The 16,349-nt window shown below is 67.0% G+C and carries 12 protein-coding genes; 6 read left to right on the top strand and 6 right to left on the bottom strand.

Annotated elements, in window-relative coordinates; translation table 11 throughout:
• The first annotated feature begins 204 nt into the window (after nucleotides 1-204).
• The 4 genes from sucC (at nucleotide 205) to odhB (ending at nucleotide 6,717) form a co-directional block, all read left to right on the top strand.
• On the top strand, nucleotides 205-1,404 hold the full coding sequence (gene sucC, locus ACP696_RS07095) for an ADP-forming succinate--CoA ligase subunit beta (protein WP_426010925.1): 1,200 nt from the start codon (nucleotides 205-207) through the stop codon (nucleotides 1,402-1,404).
• Nucleotides 1,405-2,289, top strand: a complete 885-nt coding sequence (sucD, locus tag ACP696_RS07090; RefSeq protein WP_426010927.1) for a succinate--CoA ligase subunit alpha — start codon at nucleotides 1,405-1,407, stop codon at nucleotides 2,287-2,289.
• Nucleotides 2,290-2,457: 168 nt separating this feature from the next.
• On the top strand, nucleotides 2,458-5,421 hold the full coding sequence (locus tag ACP696_RS07085; protein ID WP_426010929.1) for a 2-oxoglutarate dehydrogenase E1 component: 2,964 nt from the start codon (nucleotides 2,458-2,460) through the stop codon (nucleotides 5,419-5,421).
• Nucleotides 5,422-5,481: 60 nt separating this feature from the next.
• On the top strand, nucleotides 5,482-6,717 hold the full coding sequence (odhB, locus tag ACP696_RS07080; protein ID WP_426010930.1) for a 2-oxoglutarate dehydrogenase complex dihydrolipoyllysine-residue succinyltransferase: 1,236 nt from the start codon (nucleotides 5,482-5,484) through the stop codon (nucleotides 6,715-6,717).
• Nucleotides 6,718-6,848: 131 nt separating this feature from the next.
• On the opposite strand, the gene ACP696_RS07075 is transcribed toward odhB, so the two are convergent.
• Complete coding sequence (locus ACP696_RS07075; protein WP_426010931.1) at nucleotides 6,849-7,640, bottom strand: SH3 domain-containing protein; 792 nt, start codon at nucleotides 7,638-7,640, stop codon at nucleotides 6,849-6,851.
• A gap of 99 nt (nucleotides 7,641-7,739) precedes the next feature.
• Here ACP696_RS07075 and ACP696_RS07070 point away from each other — a divergent pair, with 99 nt between their 5' ends.
• Nucleotides 7,740-8,594, top strand: coding sequence for a crotonase/enoyl-CoA hydratase family protein (locus ACP696_RS07070; protein ID WP_426010933.1), 855 nt, complete (start codon nucleotides 7,740-7,742; stop codon nucleotides 8,592-8,594).
• Between the two features lie 294 nt (nucleotides 8,595-8,888).
• Here the strand turns inward: ACP696_RS07070 and ACP696_RS07065 are convergent, their stop codons facing one another.
• The 4 genes from ACP696_RS07065 to ACP696_RS07050 form a co-directional block, all read right to left on the bottom strand.
• Nucleotides 8,889-10,160 (bottom strand): pentapeptide repeat-containing protein, encoded by a 1,272-nt coding sequence (locus ACP696_RS07065; protein WP_426010935.1) that lies wholly within the window; start codon nucleotides 10,158-10,160, stop codon nucleotides 8,889-8,891.
• Between the two features lie 69 nt (nucleotides 10,161-10,229).
• The gene (locus ACP696_RS07060; RefSeq protein ID WP_426010937.1) at nucleotides 10,230-11,189 is read right to left on the bottom strand and encodes a magnesium transporter CorA family protein; all 960 of its coding nucleotides are present in this window, start codon (nucleotides 11,187-11,189) and stop codon (nucleotides 10,230-10,232) included.
• Nucleotides 11,190-11,240: 51 nt separating this feature from the next.
• On the bottom strand, nucleotides 11,241-11,924 hold the full coding sequence (locus tag ACP696_RS07055; protein WP_426010939.1) for a CHAP domain-containing protein: 684 nt from the start codon (nucleotides 11,922-11,924) through the stop codon (nucleotides 11,241-11,243).
• A gap of 67 nt (nucleotides 11,925-11,991) precedes the next feature.
• A complete protein-coding gene (locus ACP696_RS07050; protein WP_426043664.1) occupies nucleotides 11,992-13,089 on the bottom strand; it encodes an acyltransferase family protein in 1,098 nt (365 codons plus the stop codon).
• Between the two features lie 116 nt (nucleotides 13,090-13,205).
• Between ACP696_RS07050 and ACP696_RS07045 the strand changes: the two genes are divergently transcribed.
• Nucleotides 13,206-13,988, top strand: coding sequence for a TerC family protein (locus ACP696_RS07045; protein ID WP_426010941.1), 783 nt, complete (start codon nucleotides 13,206-13,208; stop codon nucleotides 13,986-13,988).
• A 194-nt stretch (nucleotides 13,989-14,182) separates the two neighbouring features.
• Here ACP696_RS07045 and ACP696_RS07040 read toward each other — a convergent pair whose 3' ends face one another.
• On the bottom strand, nucleotides 14,183-16,345 hold the full coding sequence (locus tag ACP696_RS07040; RefSeq protein WP_426043663.1) for a primosomal protein N': 2,163 nt from the start codon (nucleotides 16,343-16,345) through the stop codon (nucleotides 14,183-14,185).
• Nucleotides 16,346-16,349: the final 4 nt, after the last annotated feature.

The raw sequence follows: 16,349 nt of genomic DNA, 5'->3' as shown, positions 1-16,349 counted from the left end.
ACCTTTTATGCGACGCCGCGGACCGGCCAGGCCTCCTGAAAAGCGGATGTGCGCCGAAAAGTCCAAGCCGTGTCGGGGTTGGGCAAGGCCGGCCCACTTTTTCACATGAGCGGCCTAATCGGTCCGCGCGCGGTTGCGCCTGCCAAATAGCACTCCTATAACCCGGCCACATTTCAGAAGCCGTCGCCCCGAGACCGGTCCCTCATGAACATTCACGAACACCAAGCCAAAGCCGTCCTCGCGGAGTTCGGCGTCCCCGTTCCGCGCGGCTACCCCGCCTTCACCGTCGAGGAGGCTGTAGCCGCCGCTGAAAAGCTGGGTGGTTCGGTGTTTGTCGTCAAAAGCCAGATCCACGCCGGTGGCCGCGGCAAGGGCAAGTTCGAGGGCCTGGGCCCCGACGCCAAGGGCGGCGTTCGCGTCGTCAAGTCGGTGGAAGACGTCAAGACCAACGCCGCCGAGATGCTCGGTCGCGTGCTGGTGACCCACCAGACCGGCCCCAAGGGCAAGCAGGTAAACCGCCTCTACATCGAGGAAGGCGCGGCCATCGCCAAGGAATTCTACCTGTCGCTGCTGGTCGACCGCGAGACCTCGATGGTCTCGGTGGTCGCCTCCACCGAAGGCGGCATGGACATCGAGGACGTCGCCCACGACACTCCCGAGAAAATCCACAGCTTCTCGATCGATCCGGCGACCGGCGTCTGGCCGACCCACGCGCGCGCCCTGGCCAAGGCCTTGGGCCTGACCGGCGGCCTGGCCAAGGAAGCCGCCACCCTGCTCACCCAGCTCTATACGGCGTTCCTGGCCAAGGACATGGCCATGCTGGAAGTGAACCCGCTGATCGTCACGGCGGATGATCACCTGAAGGTTCTGGACGCCAAGGTGTCGTTCGACGGCAACGCCCTCTATCGCCAGCCGGACATCCGCGCCCTGCGCGATGAGAGCGAAGAAGACCCCAAGGAAATCGAAGCCTCGAAGTATGACCTTGCGTATATCGCCCTCGACGGCGAAATCGGCTGCATGGTCAACGGCGCGGGCCTGGCCATGGCCACCATGGACATCATCAAGCTGTACGGCGCCGAGCCGGCCAACTTCCTCGACGTCGGCGGCGGCGCCAACAAGGAGAAGGTCACCGCGGCCTTCAAGATCATCACCGCCGACCCGGCCGTCAAAGGCATACTGGTCAACATCTTCGGCGGCATCATGCGCTGCGATATCATCGCCGAGGGCGTGATCGCCGCGGTGAAGGAAGTCGGCCTGCAGGTTCCGCTGGTGGTGCGCCTGGAAGGCACCAATGTCGAACTCGGCAAGAAAATCATCTCGGAAAGCGGCCTGAACGTCATCGCCGCCAATGATCTGTCCGACGGCGCCGAAAAGATCGTCGCCGCCGTGAAGGGTGCTCGCTAAATGTCGATCCTTATCGGTTCTGAAACCAAGGTCATCTGCCAGGGCATCACCGGCGCCCAGGGCACGTTCCACTCCGAACAGGCCATCGCCTACGGAACCAAGATGGTCGGCGGCGTCACCCCCGGCAAGGGCGGCCAGCAGCACATCGGCCTGCCGGTGTTCGACACGGTCGGCGAAGCCAAGGAGGCCACCGGCGCCGACGCCTCGGTGATCTACGTCCCGCCGCCCTTCGCGGCCGACTCGATCCTGGAAGCCATCGACGCGGAGATCGCGCTGATCATCTGCATCACCGAAGGCATCCCGGTGCTGGACATGGTCAAGGTCAAGAAGGCCCTGCAAGGCAGCAAGTCGCGCCTGATCGGCCCCAACTGCCCCGGCGTCCTGACCCCCAACCAGTGCAAGATCGGCATCATGCCGGGCGGCATCTTCTCGGCCGGCAGCGTGGGCGTCGTCTCGCGCTCGGGCACCCTGACCTATGAAGCGGTGTTCCAGACCACCAATGCGGGCCTGGGCCAAACCACGGCGGTCGGCATTGGCGGTGATCCGGTCAAGGGCACCGAGTTCATCGACATTCTGGAGCTGTTCCTGGCCGACGAAGCCACCAAGTCGATCGTGATGATCGGCGAGATCGGCGGCTCGGCCGAGGAAGAAGCCGCGCAGTTCATCGCCGACGAGGCCAAGCGCGGCCGCAGCAAGCCCATGGTCGGCTTCATCGCCGGCCGCACGGCCCCTCCCGGCCGCCACATGGGCCATGCCGGCGCGATCATCTCGGGCGGCAAGGGCGGCGCGGAAGACAAGATCTCGGCGATGGAGGCCGCGGGCATCCGCGTCTCGCCCTCGCCGGCCCGTCTGGGCGAGACCTTGCTTGAGGTCCTCAAGGGCTAAAACGACACCGAGACCCCGCCCTGCGGGGCCCAGGTTTTTTGCGACCGCCAGTCGACGATCCGAAAAAATCACCTGGGCCCCGCCGGACATGGCGGGCGCCCGGGTGATTGAGAGACTATATTTACGGTCCTGGGCTACCGGTGCCGTAAGGGATCTAAGGCGAAAACGATGGCGGACGACGCGGGTATCATCAATCAGGTCTTGACCGAGACCTCGTTCCTCTACGGAGCCAATGCGGCCTTCGTCGAGGACCTCTATGCCCGGTGGGCCGAGAACCCCGGATCGGTGGAGCCGTCCTGGGCCGCCTTCTTCGCCACGCTTCAGGACCAGGCCGACCAGGTCAAGCGCGCCGCGCTGGATCCGTCCTGGACGCCCAAGGCCGCCCCGATCGTGCGTCCCGAATGGCTGTCGGCGATCGACGGCCAGTGGCCCTCGGTCGCGCCCGCCGTCGAAGCCAAGATGACCAAGGCCATCGAGGCCAAGTCGCCGGGCTCGTCGTCGGAAGCCGTTCGCGCCGCCACGCTGGACAGCCTGCGCGCCATCATGATGATCCGGGCCTACCGGATGCGCGGCCATCTGGCCGCCAATCTCGACCCGCTGGGCCTGGAGCCCAAGGCCTCGGCCCCCGAGCTGGACCCCGCGACCTACGGCTTCGCCGAAGCCGACTACGATCGCCCGATCTTCCTCGACTTCGTGCTGGGTCTGGAAATCTCGTCGATCCGCGAGATCCTGTCGATCCTGCGCCGCACCTACTGCGACAATGTCGGCGTGCAATATATGCACATCTCGGATCCGACCGAGAAGGCCTGGCTGCAGGAGCGCATCGAGGGTCGAGACAAGGAAATCGTGTTCTCCAAGGAGGGCAAGATCGCCATCCTGAAGAAGCTGATCGAGGCCGAGGGCTTCGAACGCTTCCTACACAAGCGCTTCCCCGGCACCAAGCGCTTCGGCCTCGATGGCGCCGAGGCCTGCATCCCGGCCCTGGAGCAGATCATCAAGCGCGGCGGCGCGCTGGGCGTGAAGGACATCGTGCTGGGCATGCCGCACCGCGGCCGCCTCAACGTGCTGGCCGCCGTGATGGGCAAGCCCTATCACGTGATCTTCCACGAGTTCCAGGGCGGCACCAGCCTGCCCTCGGACGTCGAGGGTTCGGGCGACGTCAAGTACCACATGGGCGCCTCATCGGACCGTGAGTTCGACGATAACAGCGTCCACCTGTCGCTGACCGCCAACCCCTCGCACCTGGAAATCGTCAATCCGGTGGTGATCGGCAAGGCCCGCGCCAAGCAGGCCTTCGCCCTGCGCGAACAGCCCGACGCTGGCCGCGGCCACGTGCTGCCGCTGCTGCTGCACGGCGACGCGGCCTTCGCGGGCCAGGGCGTGGTGGCCGAGTGCTTCACCCTGTCGGGCCTGAAGGGCTACCGCACGGGCGGCACCATACACTTCATCGTCAACAACCAGATCGGCTTCACGACCAACCCGCGCTATTCGCGCAGCTCGCCCTATCCCTCGGATGTGGCGCTGATGGTCGAGGCCCCGATCTTCCACGTCAATGGCGACGACCCCGAGGCCGTGGTCTTCGCGGCCAAGGTCTCGACCGAATATCGCCAGATGTTCGGCAAGGACGTGGTCATCGACATGTTCTGCTATCGCCGGTTCGGTCACAATGAAGGTGACGACCCGACGATGACCCAGCCCTTGATGTACGCCAAGATCAAGGATCACGTCTCGACCCGCGAAATCTATAGCCGCCGCCTGATCGCCGAGGGCGTGGCCACCCAGGCCGAGGCCGAGGGCTGGGTCACCGAGTTCGAGAACTTCCTCGACAAGGAATTTGACGCCGGCAAGGCCTATAAGGCCAACAAGGCCGACTGGCTGGACGGCAAGTGGAAGGGCCTGGCCTTGGCCGGGGACGAAGAGCGCAAGGGCAAGACCGACGTCGCCGCGACCCGGCTGCTGGAGATCGGTCGCCAGATCACCACCGTTCCCGACCGCATCAACGCCCACAAGACCGTCAAGCGCGTGATCGACAATCGCCGCGAGGCGATCGAGAAGGGCGAGAACATTGACTGGGGCACGGCCGAGCACCTGGCCTTCGCCACCCTGCTCGACGAGGGCTTCCCCGTCCGCCTGTCCGGCCAGGACAGCGTGCGCGGCACCTTCACCCAGCGCCATTCGGACGTCATCGACCAGACGACCGAAGAACATTACACGCCGCTCAACAACATCCGCCCCGGCCAAGCCCATTACGAGGTGATCGACTCGGCCCTGTCGGAAGAGGCGGTTCTGGGCTTCGAATACGGCTTCTCGCTGGCCGACCCCAACACCATGACCCTTTGGGAAGGCCAGTTCGGCGACTTCGTGAACGGCGCCCAGGTGGTCATCGACCAGTTCATCAGCTCGGGCGAGCGCAAGTGGCTGCGGATGAGCGGCCTGACCATGCTGCTGCCGCACGGCTATGAGGGCCAGGGTCCCGAGCACAGCTCGGCGCGCCTCGAGCGCTTCCTGCAGTCGTGCGCCGAGGACAACATGCAGGTGGTCAACTGCACCACCCCGGCCAACTATTTCCACGCCCTGCGTCGCCAGATGCACCGCGAGTTCCGCAAGCCCTTGATCGTCATGACGCCCAAGAGCCTGCTGCGTCACAAGAAGGCCGTCTCGAACCTGGCCGACATGACCGAGGGTTCCAGCTTCCACCGGGTGATGATCGACGGGGCCGAAGCCGGCTGCGACGTCGGCGGGATCAAGCTGAAGAGCGACGATCAGATCAACCGCGTCATCTTCTGCTCGGGCAAGGTCTATTACGACCTGATCGACGCTCGCGCCAAGTCGGGCCGCGACGACGTCTATATCGTGCGCCTGGAGCAGTTCTATCCCTGGCCGCTGAAGTCGGTGCTGGGCATGCTGGGCCGCTTCAAGAACGCCGAGCTGGTCTGGTGCCAGGAAGAGCCCAAGAACATGGGCGGCTGGACCTTTGTCGATCCGTGGATCGAGCTCAGCCTGGCCAAGCTGGACGTCAAGGCCAAGCGCGCGCGTTATGTGGGTCGTCCCGCCTCGGCCTCCACGGCCGCCGGCATGATGAGCCGCCACCTGAAAGAACTCGAAGCCTTCCTGACCGAAGCGTTCGCCTGACCGCTTCGCTTCGCCTCGACCCTGAACCCGCCGACCAAACCAGAGACATCGGAACCCCACATGGCCGACATCATGACCCCCGCCCTCGGCGAATCCGTCACCGAAGCGACGGTCGCGCGCTGGACCAAGAAGGCCGGTGAGGCGGTGAAGAAGGACGAACTTCTCGTCGAACTGGAAACCGACAAGGTCAGCCTCGAGGTCGTGTCTCCGACCGATGGCGTGTTGTCCTCGATCGGCGCTGAGGAAGGCGCCACCGTGGTTCCTGGAACCGTGCTGGGCGTGGTGACCGAAGGCGCCGCCGCGACCGCCGCTCCGGCCGCCGCCGCGCCTGCCGCTGCTGCTCCGGCTCCGGCCGCTGTTCCCGCGCTGACGCCGGCGCCCGCTCCGGTCGCCGCCGCAGCCCCGGCTGCGACCACCGTCGCCCCGGTCAGCCCGGCCCCGGCCCGCATCGCCGCTGAGAACAATCTGGACCTGTCGAAGGTCGCCGGCACCGGCAAGGACGGCCGGGTGACCAAGGGCGACGCCCTGGCCGCCCTCGAAACCCGCGCCAACGCCCCGGCTCCGGCCGCCGCCCCGGCCGCGCCGCGCGCCATCCATGAGCGCGAAGAGCGGGTGAAGATGACGCGCCTGCGTCAGACAATCGCCCGTCGCCTGAAGGAAGCCCAGAACAACGCCGCCATGCTGACGACCTTCAACGAGGTCGACATGACGGCGGTGATGGCCCTGCGCGGTCAGTACAAGGACATCTTCGAGAAGAAGCACGGCGTGAAGCTGGGCTTCATGTCGTTCTTCACCAAGGCCGTCGTGGCCGCCCTGAAGTCCGTGCCGGACGTCAATGCCGAAATCGATGGGACCGACATCGTCTACAAGAACCACTACGATATCGGCGTGGCGGTCGGCACCGAGAAGGGCCTGGTGGTTCCGGTCGTCCGCGACGCCGACACCCTGAGCCTGGCCGAGATCGAAAAGGCCATCGGCGCCCTGGGCAAGAAGGCCCGCGACGGCCAGCTGTCGATCGACGACATGCAGGGCGGCACCTTCACCATCACCAATGGCGGCATCTACGGCTCGCTGATGTCGACCCCGATCCTCAACGCGCCGCAGTCGGGGATCCTCGGCATGCACGCGATCAAGGAGCGGGCCATGGTGGTGAACGGCAAGATCGAGGTCCGGCCGATGATGTACCTGGCGCTGAGCTACGACCACCGCGTGGTCGACGGCCAGGGCGCCGTGACCTTCCTGGTCAAGGTCAAGGAAGCCCTGGAAGATCCGCAGCGTTTGTTGCTCGAACTGTAGTCGGCCGCCTTCAGGGTTGATCAAGAAAACGGCGTGCGGGCCTGGCCCGCACGCCGTTTCCATGTCTGCCTCTATCCGTCTTCCCAGCGAAGGCCGGGAAGACGGATAGAGAAGGGCCTGCGGCCCTAGTTTTAGGCCTGGGTCAGCTGCCACTCGCCGCGCGTATCCTTGCAGGCGCTGTAGCGCTCCGTGGTCGGACGATCGCCCGAGGTGCTGACCGAGGCGGCGATCACCCGGCAGCCGGGGGCAGGGCCGTAGCCATTCTGGGCCAGCAGCGAGGTCGAGACATAGCCGGCGCCATAGCCGCCGCGGCCGACCAGCAGCCAGTTGCTCGACGGCACGCCGCCCAGGACCTCGACCCGATCGCCGGCCGACAGCTTGCCGACCACCGCCGAACGGGTGGACGGGCCAGCCCGAAGGTTGGCGGTCGAGCGGGCGGTATAGTCGCCGCTCACGGCGTCATAGCTGTCCAGCACCTTGACATTGCGCTCGAAGCGCAGGCCATCGCCGCTCAGCGGCGGGCCGTAGGACGACGACACCACGTCGATCCGGCCCGAGGCCCCGGTGCGCGGGTTGTTCCAGGTCTGCGAGCGGCCCTCTTCCAGGGCGCGCTTGGTGGCCTGTTGGGCCAGGGCGGTGTCGGTCGACTGCATGCGGCAGCCAATATAGGAGCCCGCCGCCGCGCCGGCCGCCGCGCCGACCAGGGCGCCCAGGGTCTTTTCGTTCTTGCTGATCTTGCTGCCCAGCAAAGCGCCGAGGCCGGCCCCGACCAAGGCGCCGCCCTCTTGCTTCTTGCCCGAGCCTTCGCAGGAGAACAGCCCGCCCAATCCTTTGGACTGGGCCATGGCGGGGGCGGGGGCTGCGACAAGCGAGCCGAGCATGGCCGTGACCGAGAGGGCGGCGGCGATTTGATGTCTGGTCATGGGCGATGTTCCTTCGGTTGAAAAGCGTTGAAAGCTTGAGATTGGTTGGCGCGCCTGGCTCTCGTGATACAACTAATCAACGATAAGGGAGGAAGGCACGTGCACGACAAGTTGGACTATAGCTGCTTTGACGTCGAGATCGAGGCGGGTGTCGCCCATCTGATCCTCAAGCGCCCCGAGGCCTTGAACACCATGACCCGCGCGTTCTGGAACGAACTGCCGGCGATCATTCGCGACATCGATGACAACGCCCGCGCCCGCTGCATCGTCATCTCCTCGACCGGCAAGCATTTCTGCGCCGGCATGGACCTGTCGGTGTTCACCGACGGTGAGGGGGTGACCGGGGGAGAACCCGCCGACCGTTTCGTGGCGGCCGAGAGCTTCCGCCGCCACGTGCATCACCTGCAGGACACGTTCAACTGCCTGGACGAGGCCCGGATGCCGGTGATCGTCGCCATCCAGGGCGGCTGCATCGGCGGGGCGGTGGACTTCACCAGCGCCTGCGACATTCGCTACGCCACCGCCGACGCCTTCTTCACGATCCACGAGATCAATATCGGCATGACCGCCGATGTCGGCACCTTCCCGCGCCTGTGCAAGTTGATCCCCGAGGGCTGGGTGCGCGAGCTGGCCTATACGGGCCGGCGGCTGCCCGCCGCGCGGGCGCGTGACATCGGCCTGGTCAACGAGGTGTTCGCCACCCACGAAGAGGTGGTCGCCCACGCCTTGGCCACCGCCCGCGAAATCGCCAGCAAGTCGCCCCTGGCCGTGGCTGGCAGCAAGGTGATGATCAACTACGCCCGCGACCATTCGATCCGGGACGGGCTGGACTATATCGCCACCTGGCAGACCGGCATGTTCTCGCCGCCGCACATGATGGAAGCCTTCCAGGCCAAGGCCCAGGGCCGCGAACCGGTCTATCCCGACCTCGTGCCGCTGCGAAAGCGCATGTAGCTCTGGGGAGCGCTGTTCAGGCCGTGTAACGGTTGTCATCCCGGACAAGGCCCGCAGAGCTGCGGATCCGGGACTGCCGAAACCGCCTGCATTTGACGCCGCGATCAACGCGTCCGTGACCGGCTGAACCAGCTTTCCGCGCGCCTGGACGACGGCGACTGGTTCGACGGGGTCTTCAGCGCTGGCGACCGGATGATGGTGACCGCTCTGCGCAGATTGACGGGATCGGGGATCCTGGAGGCCTGTCCGAATCTGGCGGCCGATGTCGCTCGCGGGGGGGGCGCGGCCCGCCTATCAGCGCGCCTTCACCGCCGCATCGGGCGGCGGATAGCCCGCGAACCCTTCCGGCAGCTCGGCGCTGGTCAGGTCGCAGCCGTCCAGCTTGCAGCGGCCGAGATCGGCGTCGATGAAGCGGGCGCGGCGGGCGCTGGCCCCGGTCAGGTTGGCGTTACGGAGGTTGGCGCGGCTGAGGTCGGTGCGCAGGATCCGGCCCTGGCTGATGGTCAGGGGACCCAGCCTGGCGCCGCTCAGGTCGGCCCGAGCCAATTGAGCGCCGACCAGACGTGCGCCCCGCAGGTCGGCTCCCCGCAGGTTGACGCCCCGCAGGTCGGCCTCGGCCAGGTTGGCGCCTTGCAGATGCACGCCCTCAAGGTCCATGCCGAAGAAGGTCGCGCCCGGCGCCGACAGACCGCTGAGCTTGCGGCCCTTCAATCGCTTCAGCGGCCTGAAATCGACCATCGGGATCCTGGCGGCCGCGCCGTCGCGGCCCTGGGTGGCGATGTGCAACTCGTGCAGTTCGAGAATGTCGTGCAGCGGCTCGTCATCGACATAGATCAGCGGCGGCGGGGCGCGCAGCACCCCCGTCAGGTCGGCGTCCTCGAAGCTGGTCCCGGCCAGGTCGGCGCCGACCAGCACGGCCTTGCGCAATGAGGCCCCGCTCAGGTCGGCGTTGTAGAGATTGGCCCGCGAGAGGTTGGCACCGTCCAGCATCGCGTGGTTGAGCCGCGCGCCCTGCAGGCTGACGCCGGTCAGGTCGGCGTCGGTCAGGTCGGCGGCCCGGGCGAAATCGCCGCTCATCTGGGCGCCGGCCAGGTTGGCGCCGCGGGCCACCGCATGGTCCAACTCGCCGCGCCGCGCGCGGTGCTGGAGGATCTTGAAGCCCTCGGCGGCGTCCTGGGTGGCGGTGACGCCCTCGCGCAGGTCGCAGCCCGACAGGTCGGCCCCCGACAGGTTGGCCCCGCGCAGGCAGGCCCCGCGCAGGTCGCACCGTGACAGGTCGGTTTCGCGCAGGTCGGCGTCGCGCAGGTCGGCTCCGTAGAGGGTGGCGCGGGTCAGGACGGCGCGGGCCATCAGGGCGCCCGACAGCCGTGCGCCCGTCAGGTCGGCTTCCGAAAGATTGACGCCTTCCAGATTGACGTTGTCGAGATCGACATAGGAGAGGTTGGCCCGGGTCCCGCCCGGCTGGCCCTTCAGGTAGCGCGCGTGGGCCTCGACCATGGCCTTCAACGCCCGAAGCGGAAGGGTTCGGATCAGGCCGGCTTGAGCGGAGGGGGCGGCGGCGGACATTCTGGTGGGCTCTTTTCGCCGAACCCTGTCATGTCGGCTTTAAGGAAAGGTTCGATTTGCCCAGAAAAGTCAAAGCCATCCGCGACGTCTGAACCACAGCAGCGGTCCGGCGGCGGCGGCGATCATCAAGAAGATGGCGAACGGGTAGCCGTGCAGCCAGGCGAGCTCCGGCATGTGCTGAAAGTTCATGCCGTAGATCCCCGCCACCAGGGTCGGCGGCAGGAACATCACCGAGAAGACCGAGAAGATCTTGAAGATCGCGTTCTGCTCGATGTTGATAAAGCCTAGCGCCGCATCGAGCAGGAAGGTGATGTTGCCCGACAGGTAGTTGGAATGGTCGGTGATCGACTGGACGTCACGTTGCAGCGATTTGAGGTGGTCGCGCAGTTCCCGGTCGCCCTCGAACTGGTCGGCCAGGCTGGCGAAGCTGAGCAGGCGGGCCAGACTGACCAGGCTGTCGCGAGCCTTAGAATTGATGATCTGGGCCCGGCCCAAGCGGTTGAGGATCGCCTCGAACGCCGCGCCGCGCGGGCGGCTGAAGATGATCCGCGACTGGACCTCGACCTCGCCCGCCGTGCGCTCGAGAATGTCGGCGGTGCGGTCGATCACCGCGTCCAGCAGGCCCAGGAAGGTCTGGGCGCCGCTGGGGCACAGGCTGGGCTGGCGCTCGGCCTGGGCGGCGAACACCGCGAAGGCTTTCGGCTCGACATAACGGATCGTGACCAGCCGCTGGCCGGTCAGCACGAAGGTCACGGGGGCGGCGGTGGGCAGGTCGCTGTCGGCGTGGGCCAGAACCGTGGCGGTCATGAAGGTGCCGCCATCCTCCTGATAGAGGCGCGAGGAGGCCTCGATCTCGGCCATCTCCTCGCGGGTGGGCAGCAGCAGGCCGATCGATTTCTCGACCGCCACTTCTTCGGCGCGGGTAGGATCGACCAACTCGATCCACACCGCGTCGTCGGGCAGCCGCCAGTCGGGCTTCAAGCCGCCCGACTCGAAGCCCGGCGCGCCATGGCGCAGCACTCTCAGCATGGAAGGGTCGCTTTGTTCACGCGCCGGGCATGGCCCAGCGCGCGCCTCAGGTCAACGCGCTTGCGGCTTGTCGTTGTCTTGCGAGGAGGCGATCAGGGCGGCGATGCGGTCGGTCGAATCGGCGGCCTGGTTGATCATGTCCAGCGGCGAGCTGGCGCGGACCGAGGCGGCGACCTGGTTGGCGGCCGACTTGGCCAGCGAGACGGCGGCGTTCTGGGCCAAGGCCAGTTTCGAGGTGGCGGCGGCGATCGTGGTGGCCTGGGCGTTCTGGTAAATGAAGCCGTGGGTCGGATAGACGGTGGTGCCCAGATCTCGAATCGGGTCGTACCAGACCTTCACCGCGCTCCAGTCGCCGGCTGGCGAGACGTCGACCACGGTGACGTCTTTTTCGACTTGGCCGCGGCCGCCGTCGATGATCGACCAGTTGGCGTGGGTCACCTGGATCACCCGATCGGTCAGCACTTGGCTGACGAAGGCGACGTGGCCAAGATTCATGCGGGCGGTGGGCTTGAAACAGAGAACGGCGCCGGAGCGGGGCATGAAGCCGGTGTCGTACTTGCCGACCGCCTGGGTCCACCAAGTGCGGGCGTCGCCAAAGATTTGGATGCCCGACATCAGACGCGCGAACGGGACGCACTGCCAATACCCGTCAGCCTGCGCGCCGGTCATCGGCACAAGGCTGATCATGGCGGCCGCGGCCAGGGAACCCCAGAAGGTTCTCGTCCGTTTCGTCATGCTTTGGGTGCTCCCCCGCGTCACTGAGCCAAGGGATAACCCTGACAGACAGATATGAAAAGTCTGTTTATCCGGCGCTAATCGTGGCAGGGCGTCGCGACCGCCAGCCTCGCGCCCAAGCTTTCATGCGTTCGCGGGCCGGTTTCTCGATGAGGTGATACGACATCGCCGACAGCGGGACCAGCGCCAGAACAATCGCCAGCCAAGCATAGAGGGGCAGTTGCTCGCCCTCGATCTTCAAAAGCCTGGCCGCTGCATTGCCCGCCAGGATCTTCCAGGGGATGCAGATCATGTAGGTCGAGTAGCTGATCTCGCCCAAGTACACGAGCGGGGCTTGGGTCGCAAAGCGTGACCCTGCGGCGGCCATGCCCGCGAGGGTGACGATCAGCCCCCCCAGGGTCATGACGATGATCTGGTCCGGGGCGCCGAAATGCACGGCCAGAAGGACCGCGGCGCCCGCGAAACAGGCAGCCAGCCCTGAGAATCGTCCGGTCACGGCGCCCGAGCGCCACAGGGCGTGCAGGGCGCAGCCATAGGCGAAGCACGGCACGATGCGCAGGAACCCCCAGCGGATGGTGGCCTCGGTCAGCGGAAAGCCGGCCAGGGCCTGGAAGGCGGGATATAGGGCGGCGATCAGGGCCAGGGCCAGGCCAACGGCGACCCGTGGCCGGTCGCGCAGCCGCCACGCGGCCAGGGCGAAGATCGGGAAACTGAGATAGGCGAACCACTCGGCCGAGATCGACCACGACGGATGGTTCCAGCCGGCCACCGGCGCGAAGCCCCAGGCCTGGACCAGCAGCAGGTTGGCGGGCAGGGCGCTCCAGGCCAGCATGTTGTGATCGACGGCGATGCCGGCCAGGCCGGCGGCGGCCGCCATCAGACCCACGCCGACCAGGGTGACCAGATGCAGCGGATAGACCCGCGCCATCCGGTTCCAAAGGAAGTCGCGATAGCGGAACGTTCCCGCGCCGAAGCCCTGCAGATAGACGTGGCAGAGGATGAAGCCCGACAGGGTGAAGAAGGCCTCGACGCCCAGATAGCCCTTGCCAATAATCGCCGGCGGGAGGGCCGCCGAGAGGTTTGGCCAGTAGTGATACATCACCACCCAGAAGGCCGCGAAGAACCGAAGGGCCGTCAGGGGCTTGATATTGGCGGCGTCGGGCATCATCTCGACTCTTGGTTTGGCGAAGCCTGGGGGCTTCCGTCGCGTCCCTTGCATGGACGGCGCCTCTTGTGGGGGAGGCGCAGACGCGTTTTCCACACCGAAGTTAGAACGGTACGATGAACGAACTCCTTGACCTCGCCGCAGATCCGGCCGCCTGGGCCGCCCTGGTCACCCTGATCGTCATGGAGGTCGTGCTCGGCATCGACAACCTGGTGTTCATCTCGATCCTGTCCAACAAGTTGCCCGAGGCCGACCGTGGCCGGGTGCGCAAGATCGGCATCTCTATGGCCTTGATCATGCGGCTGGTCCTGCTGTCGACCATCGCCTTCATCGTCGGCCTGGTTCACCCGGTGATCGACCTGGGGATCGTCGGACCGCTGAACGCCCATGGCGAACCCAGCTTCGAGACCGCCTTCTCGTGGCGCGACCTGATCCTGCTGGCCGGCGGCCTGTTCCTGATCTGGAAGGCCACCAAGGAAATCCACCACAGCGTCGATCCGGCCAAGGACGAGTCCGCGCCCGACGTGAAGACGGCGGCGATCTCCAATGTCGGCGGCGCGATCTTCCAGATCATCCTGCTGGACATCGTGTTTTCGATCGACTCGATCCTGACCGCCGTGGGCATGACCGATCACCTGCCGATCATGATCATCGCCGTGGTCGTGGCCGTGGGCCTGATGATGGTGGCCGCCGACCCGCTGGGCAATTTCATCAACAACAATCCCACCGTGGTCATGCTGGCCCTGGGCTTCCTGCTGATGATCGGCGCCGTGCTGATCGCCGAGGGCTTCGGCGTCCATGTGCCCAAGGGCTACATCTACGCGGCCATGGCCTTCTCGGGCGGGGTCGAGGGGCTGAACATGATGTCGCGCAAGAAGGGCGGCGGAAAGGGCCACTAGAGCATTTCCCGACCTGACTGCGTCAGGCCGTGAGCTCTAATCTTTTGTTTTGACGCATTTTTCTTCACGCGAACCGGAACCGCTTCGCTCGAAAAATGCTCTAGCCCCCGTCTTGGCTGGGAACATCTCGGCTGGGGACAGGCCCATGCGCCGGTCCCCAATCCTGCCCGGACCCGCACTTGCGCCCCGGATCTCTACAAGAAGCTGTACGGATCCACGTCGAACACCACCCGCACCGAGTTCGGGACCTTGGCCCGCGCCCGCCAGGCCGCCAGAAAGCCCTGCAGGTCCACTGAGCGATCCGCCCGGACCAGGAACCGCTTGCGTCGCCGGCCGCGCACCAGGGCCAGGGGCGCGTCGGCGGGGCCAAACACCTCCACCCCTTCGGCATTGGGCGTCGCCGCCGCCAGGGCCTGGCAATAGGCTTCCAGGGCGGCGGCGTCCGGCCCCGAGGCGATCACCGCCGCCAGGCGGCCGAACGGCGGCAGGCCGGCCTCCTGGCGCATGGCCATCTCGGCCTCGACGAAGGCGTCGCGGTCCTGGGCCTTCAGGGCCTGCAGCACGCCATGCTCCGGCGCGTAGGTCTGGAGAAGCGCCCGACCGGGCTTCTCGTGGCGGCCCGCCCGCCCGGCCGCCTGGGCCAGCAGTTGGAACGTCCGTTCCCCGGCCCTCAGGTCGCCGCCGCGCAGGGACAGGTCGGCGTCGACCACGCCCACCAAGGTGAGGTTGGGAAAGTTGTGGCCCTTGGCGGCGGCCTGGGTGGCCACGAGAATGTCGATGTCGCCCGCCGCCATGGTCTCGACCAGCGCCCGCGCCCCGGCCGCGTCGAACACCGTATCGGACGAGAACACCGCCACCCGCGCGTCGGGCCACAGGTGGCGCGCCTCCTCCTCCACCCGCTCGACGCCCGGACCGATCGACACCAGGCTATGCTTGGCATGGCAGTGGGGGCAGGCCTCGGGCTTCTTCATCGAGAAGCCGGTCAGGTGGCAGACCAAGCGGCCGGTATAGCGGTGCTCGACCAGCCAGCTGTCGGTGTCGGGCGACTTCATCTTCTCGCCGCAAGCCCGGCACAAAACGAGTGGCGCATAGCCCCGGCGATTGAGGAACAGCAAGGATTGCTCGCCGCGCGACAGGGCCAGCGACACGGCCTTGACCAGCGGCGGCGACAGCCAGCGGCCGGGCTCCGGCGGGGTCTCGCGCATGTCGATCAGGTCAATGTCCGGAAGTTGCGCCGCGCCGTGGCGGGCGCTGAGGCGCAGCCAGCGATAGCGACCCTGCTGGGCGTTCCACAGGCTCTCCAGTGACGGCGTCGCCGAGGCCAGCACCACCAGCGCCCCCTCGATCTTGGCGCGGGCCACGGCCAGGTCGCGGGCCTGGTAGATGAAGCCCTCTTCCTGCTTGAACGAGCCGTCGTGCTCCTCGTCGACGATCACCAGGCGCAGGCTTTTGAACGGCAGAAACAGGGCCGAGCGGGCCCCGACCACGATCCGCGCCTGGCCGGTGGCCACGCCCTCCCAGGCCCGTCGGCGCCTGGGCGGCGAGACGCCCGAGTGCCACTCGACCGGCGCGACGCCGAACCGCTGCTCGAAGCGGGCGATCACCGCCTGGGTCAGGGCGATCTCGGGCAGCAGGATCAGCACCTGGCTCTGCGGGTCGGCGGCCAAGGCGGCGGCGACGGCCTCCAGATAGACCTCGGTCTTGCCCGAGCCCGTTACCCCGTCCAGCAGGGCCGCCTGGAAGCCGCCGGCCGCCAGCATCTGGGCCAGTACGTCGGCCGAGGCCTGCTGGCTGGGATTGAGGGTCTGGGCCGGCAGGGAGAGGTCGGGCTGGGGAAAGCTTTGGTCGGGCTCTATCCAGGTCACGGCCAGCGCGCCCTCGTCGACCAGCCCCTTGACCACGCCGGTCGAGACGCCCGCCGCCGTGGCCAGGGCGCCCGAAGCGATAGGGCCAGCCTGGGCGGCGGCCAGCACCTTCAGCCGGGCGGGCGTCATGCGCGCGGGCTGTGTTCCGGTCAACACCAGGGCCTTGTCGGGCTTGGCGGCGGGATGGCGCAGGCCGCGCAGGGCCATGGCCAGGGGCCAGGCTGGGATATCGACCGAATAGCGCGCCGCCCAGTCGATGAAGGTCAGCACGCCGGGCGGCAGGGGCGGGTCGTCCACCCGCTCCAGAACCGGCTTGAGCGGCCGGTTCTGACCGGCGCCGTCGCGCATGGCGGTGACCACGCCGCGAATCACTCTTGGACCCAACGGAACGGTCACATGGTCGCCGACCACCAGCCCCAGGCCCTCCGGCTCGACATAGTCGAAGGCCTCGGGCAGCGGCATGGGCAGCAGGACGGAGGCGATGCGGGGCATGGGA

Source organism: Caulobacter sp. DWR3-1-2, assembly GCF_049896225.1.
Lineage (GTDB): Bacteria > Pseudomonadota > Alphaproteobacteria > Caulobacterales > Caulobacteraceae > Caulobacter.
This window is presented reverse-complemented; position numbering and strand designations above follow the sequence as displayed.

What these genes read in the sequence shown, in the direction of transcription:
- sucC (WP_426010925.1), top strand. Translation starts at nt 205, where the DNA reads ATGAACATTCACGAACACCAAGCCAAAGCCGTCCTCGCGGAGTTCGGC.
- sucD (WP_426010927.1), top strand. Translation starts at nt 1,405, where the DNA reads ATGTCGATCCTTATCGGTTCTGAAACCAAGGTCATCTGCCAGGGCATC.
- ACP696_RS07085 (WP_426010929.1), top strand. Translation starts at nt 2,458, where the DNA reads ATGGCGGACGACGCGGGTATCATCAATCAGGTCTTGACCGAGACCTCG.
- odhB (WP_426010930.1), top strand. Translation starts at nt 5,482, where the DNA reads ATGGCCGACATCATGACCCCCGCCCTCGGCGAATCCGTCACCGAAGCG.
- ACP696_RS07075 (WP_426010931.1), bottom strand. Translation starts at nt 7,640, where the DNA reads ATGACCAGACATCAAATCGCCGCCGCCCTCTCGGTCACGGCCATGCTC.
- ACP696_RS07065 (WP_426010935.1), bottom strand. Translation starts at nt 10,160, where the DNA reads ATGTCCGCCGCCGCCCCCTCCGCTCAAGCCGGCCTGATCCGAACCCTT.
- ACP696_RS07060 (WP_426010937.1), bottom strand. Translation starts at nt 11,189, where the DNA reads ATGCTGAGAGTGCTGCGCCATGGCGCGCCGGGCTTCGAGTCGGGCGGC.
- ACP696_RS07055 (WP_426010939.1), bottom strand. Translation starts at nt 11,924, where the DNA reads ATGACGAAACGGACGAGAACCTTCTGGGGTTCCCTGGCCGCGGCCGCC.
- ACP696_RS07050 (WP_426043664.1), bottom strand. Translation starts at nt 13,089, where the DNA reads ATGCCCGACGCCGCCAATATCAAGCCCCTGACGGCCCTTCGGTTCTTC.
- ACP696_RS07045 (WP_426010941.1), top strand. Translation starts at nt 13,206, where the DNA reads ATGAACGAACTCCTTGACCTCGCCGCAGATCCGGCCGCCTGGGCCGCC.
- ACP696_RS07040 (WP_426043663.1), bottom strand. Translation starts at nt 16,345, where the DNA reads ATGCCCCGCATCGCCTCCGTCCTGCTGCCCATGCCGCTGCCCGAGGCC.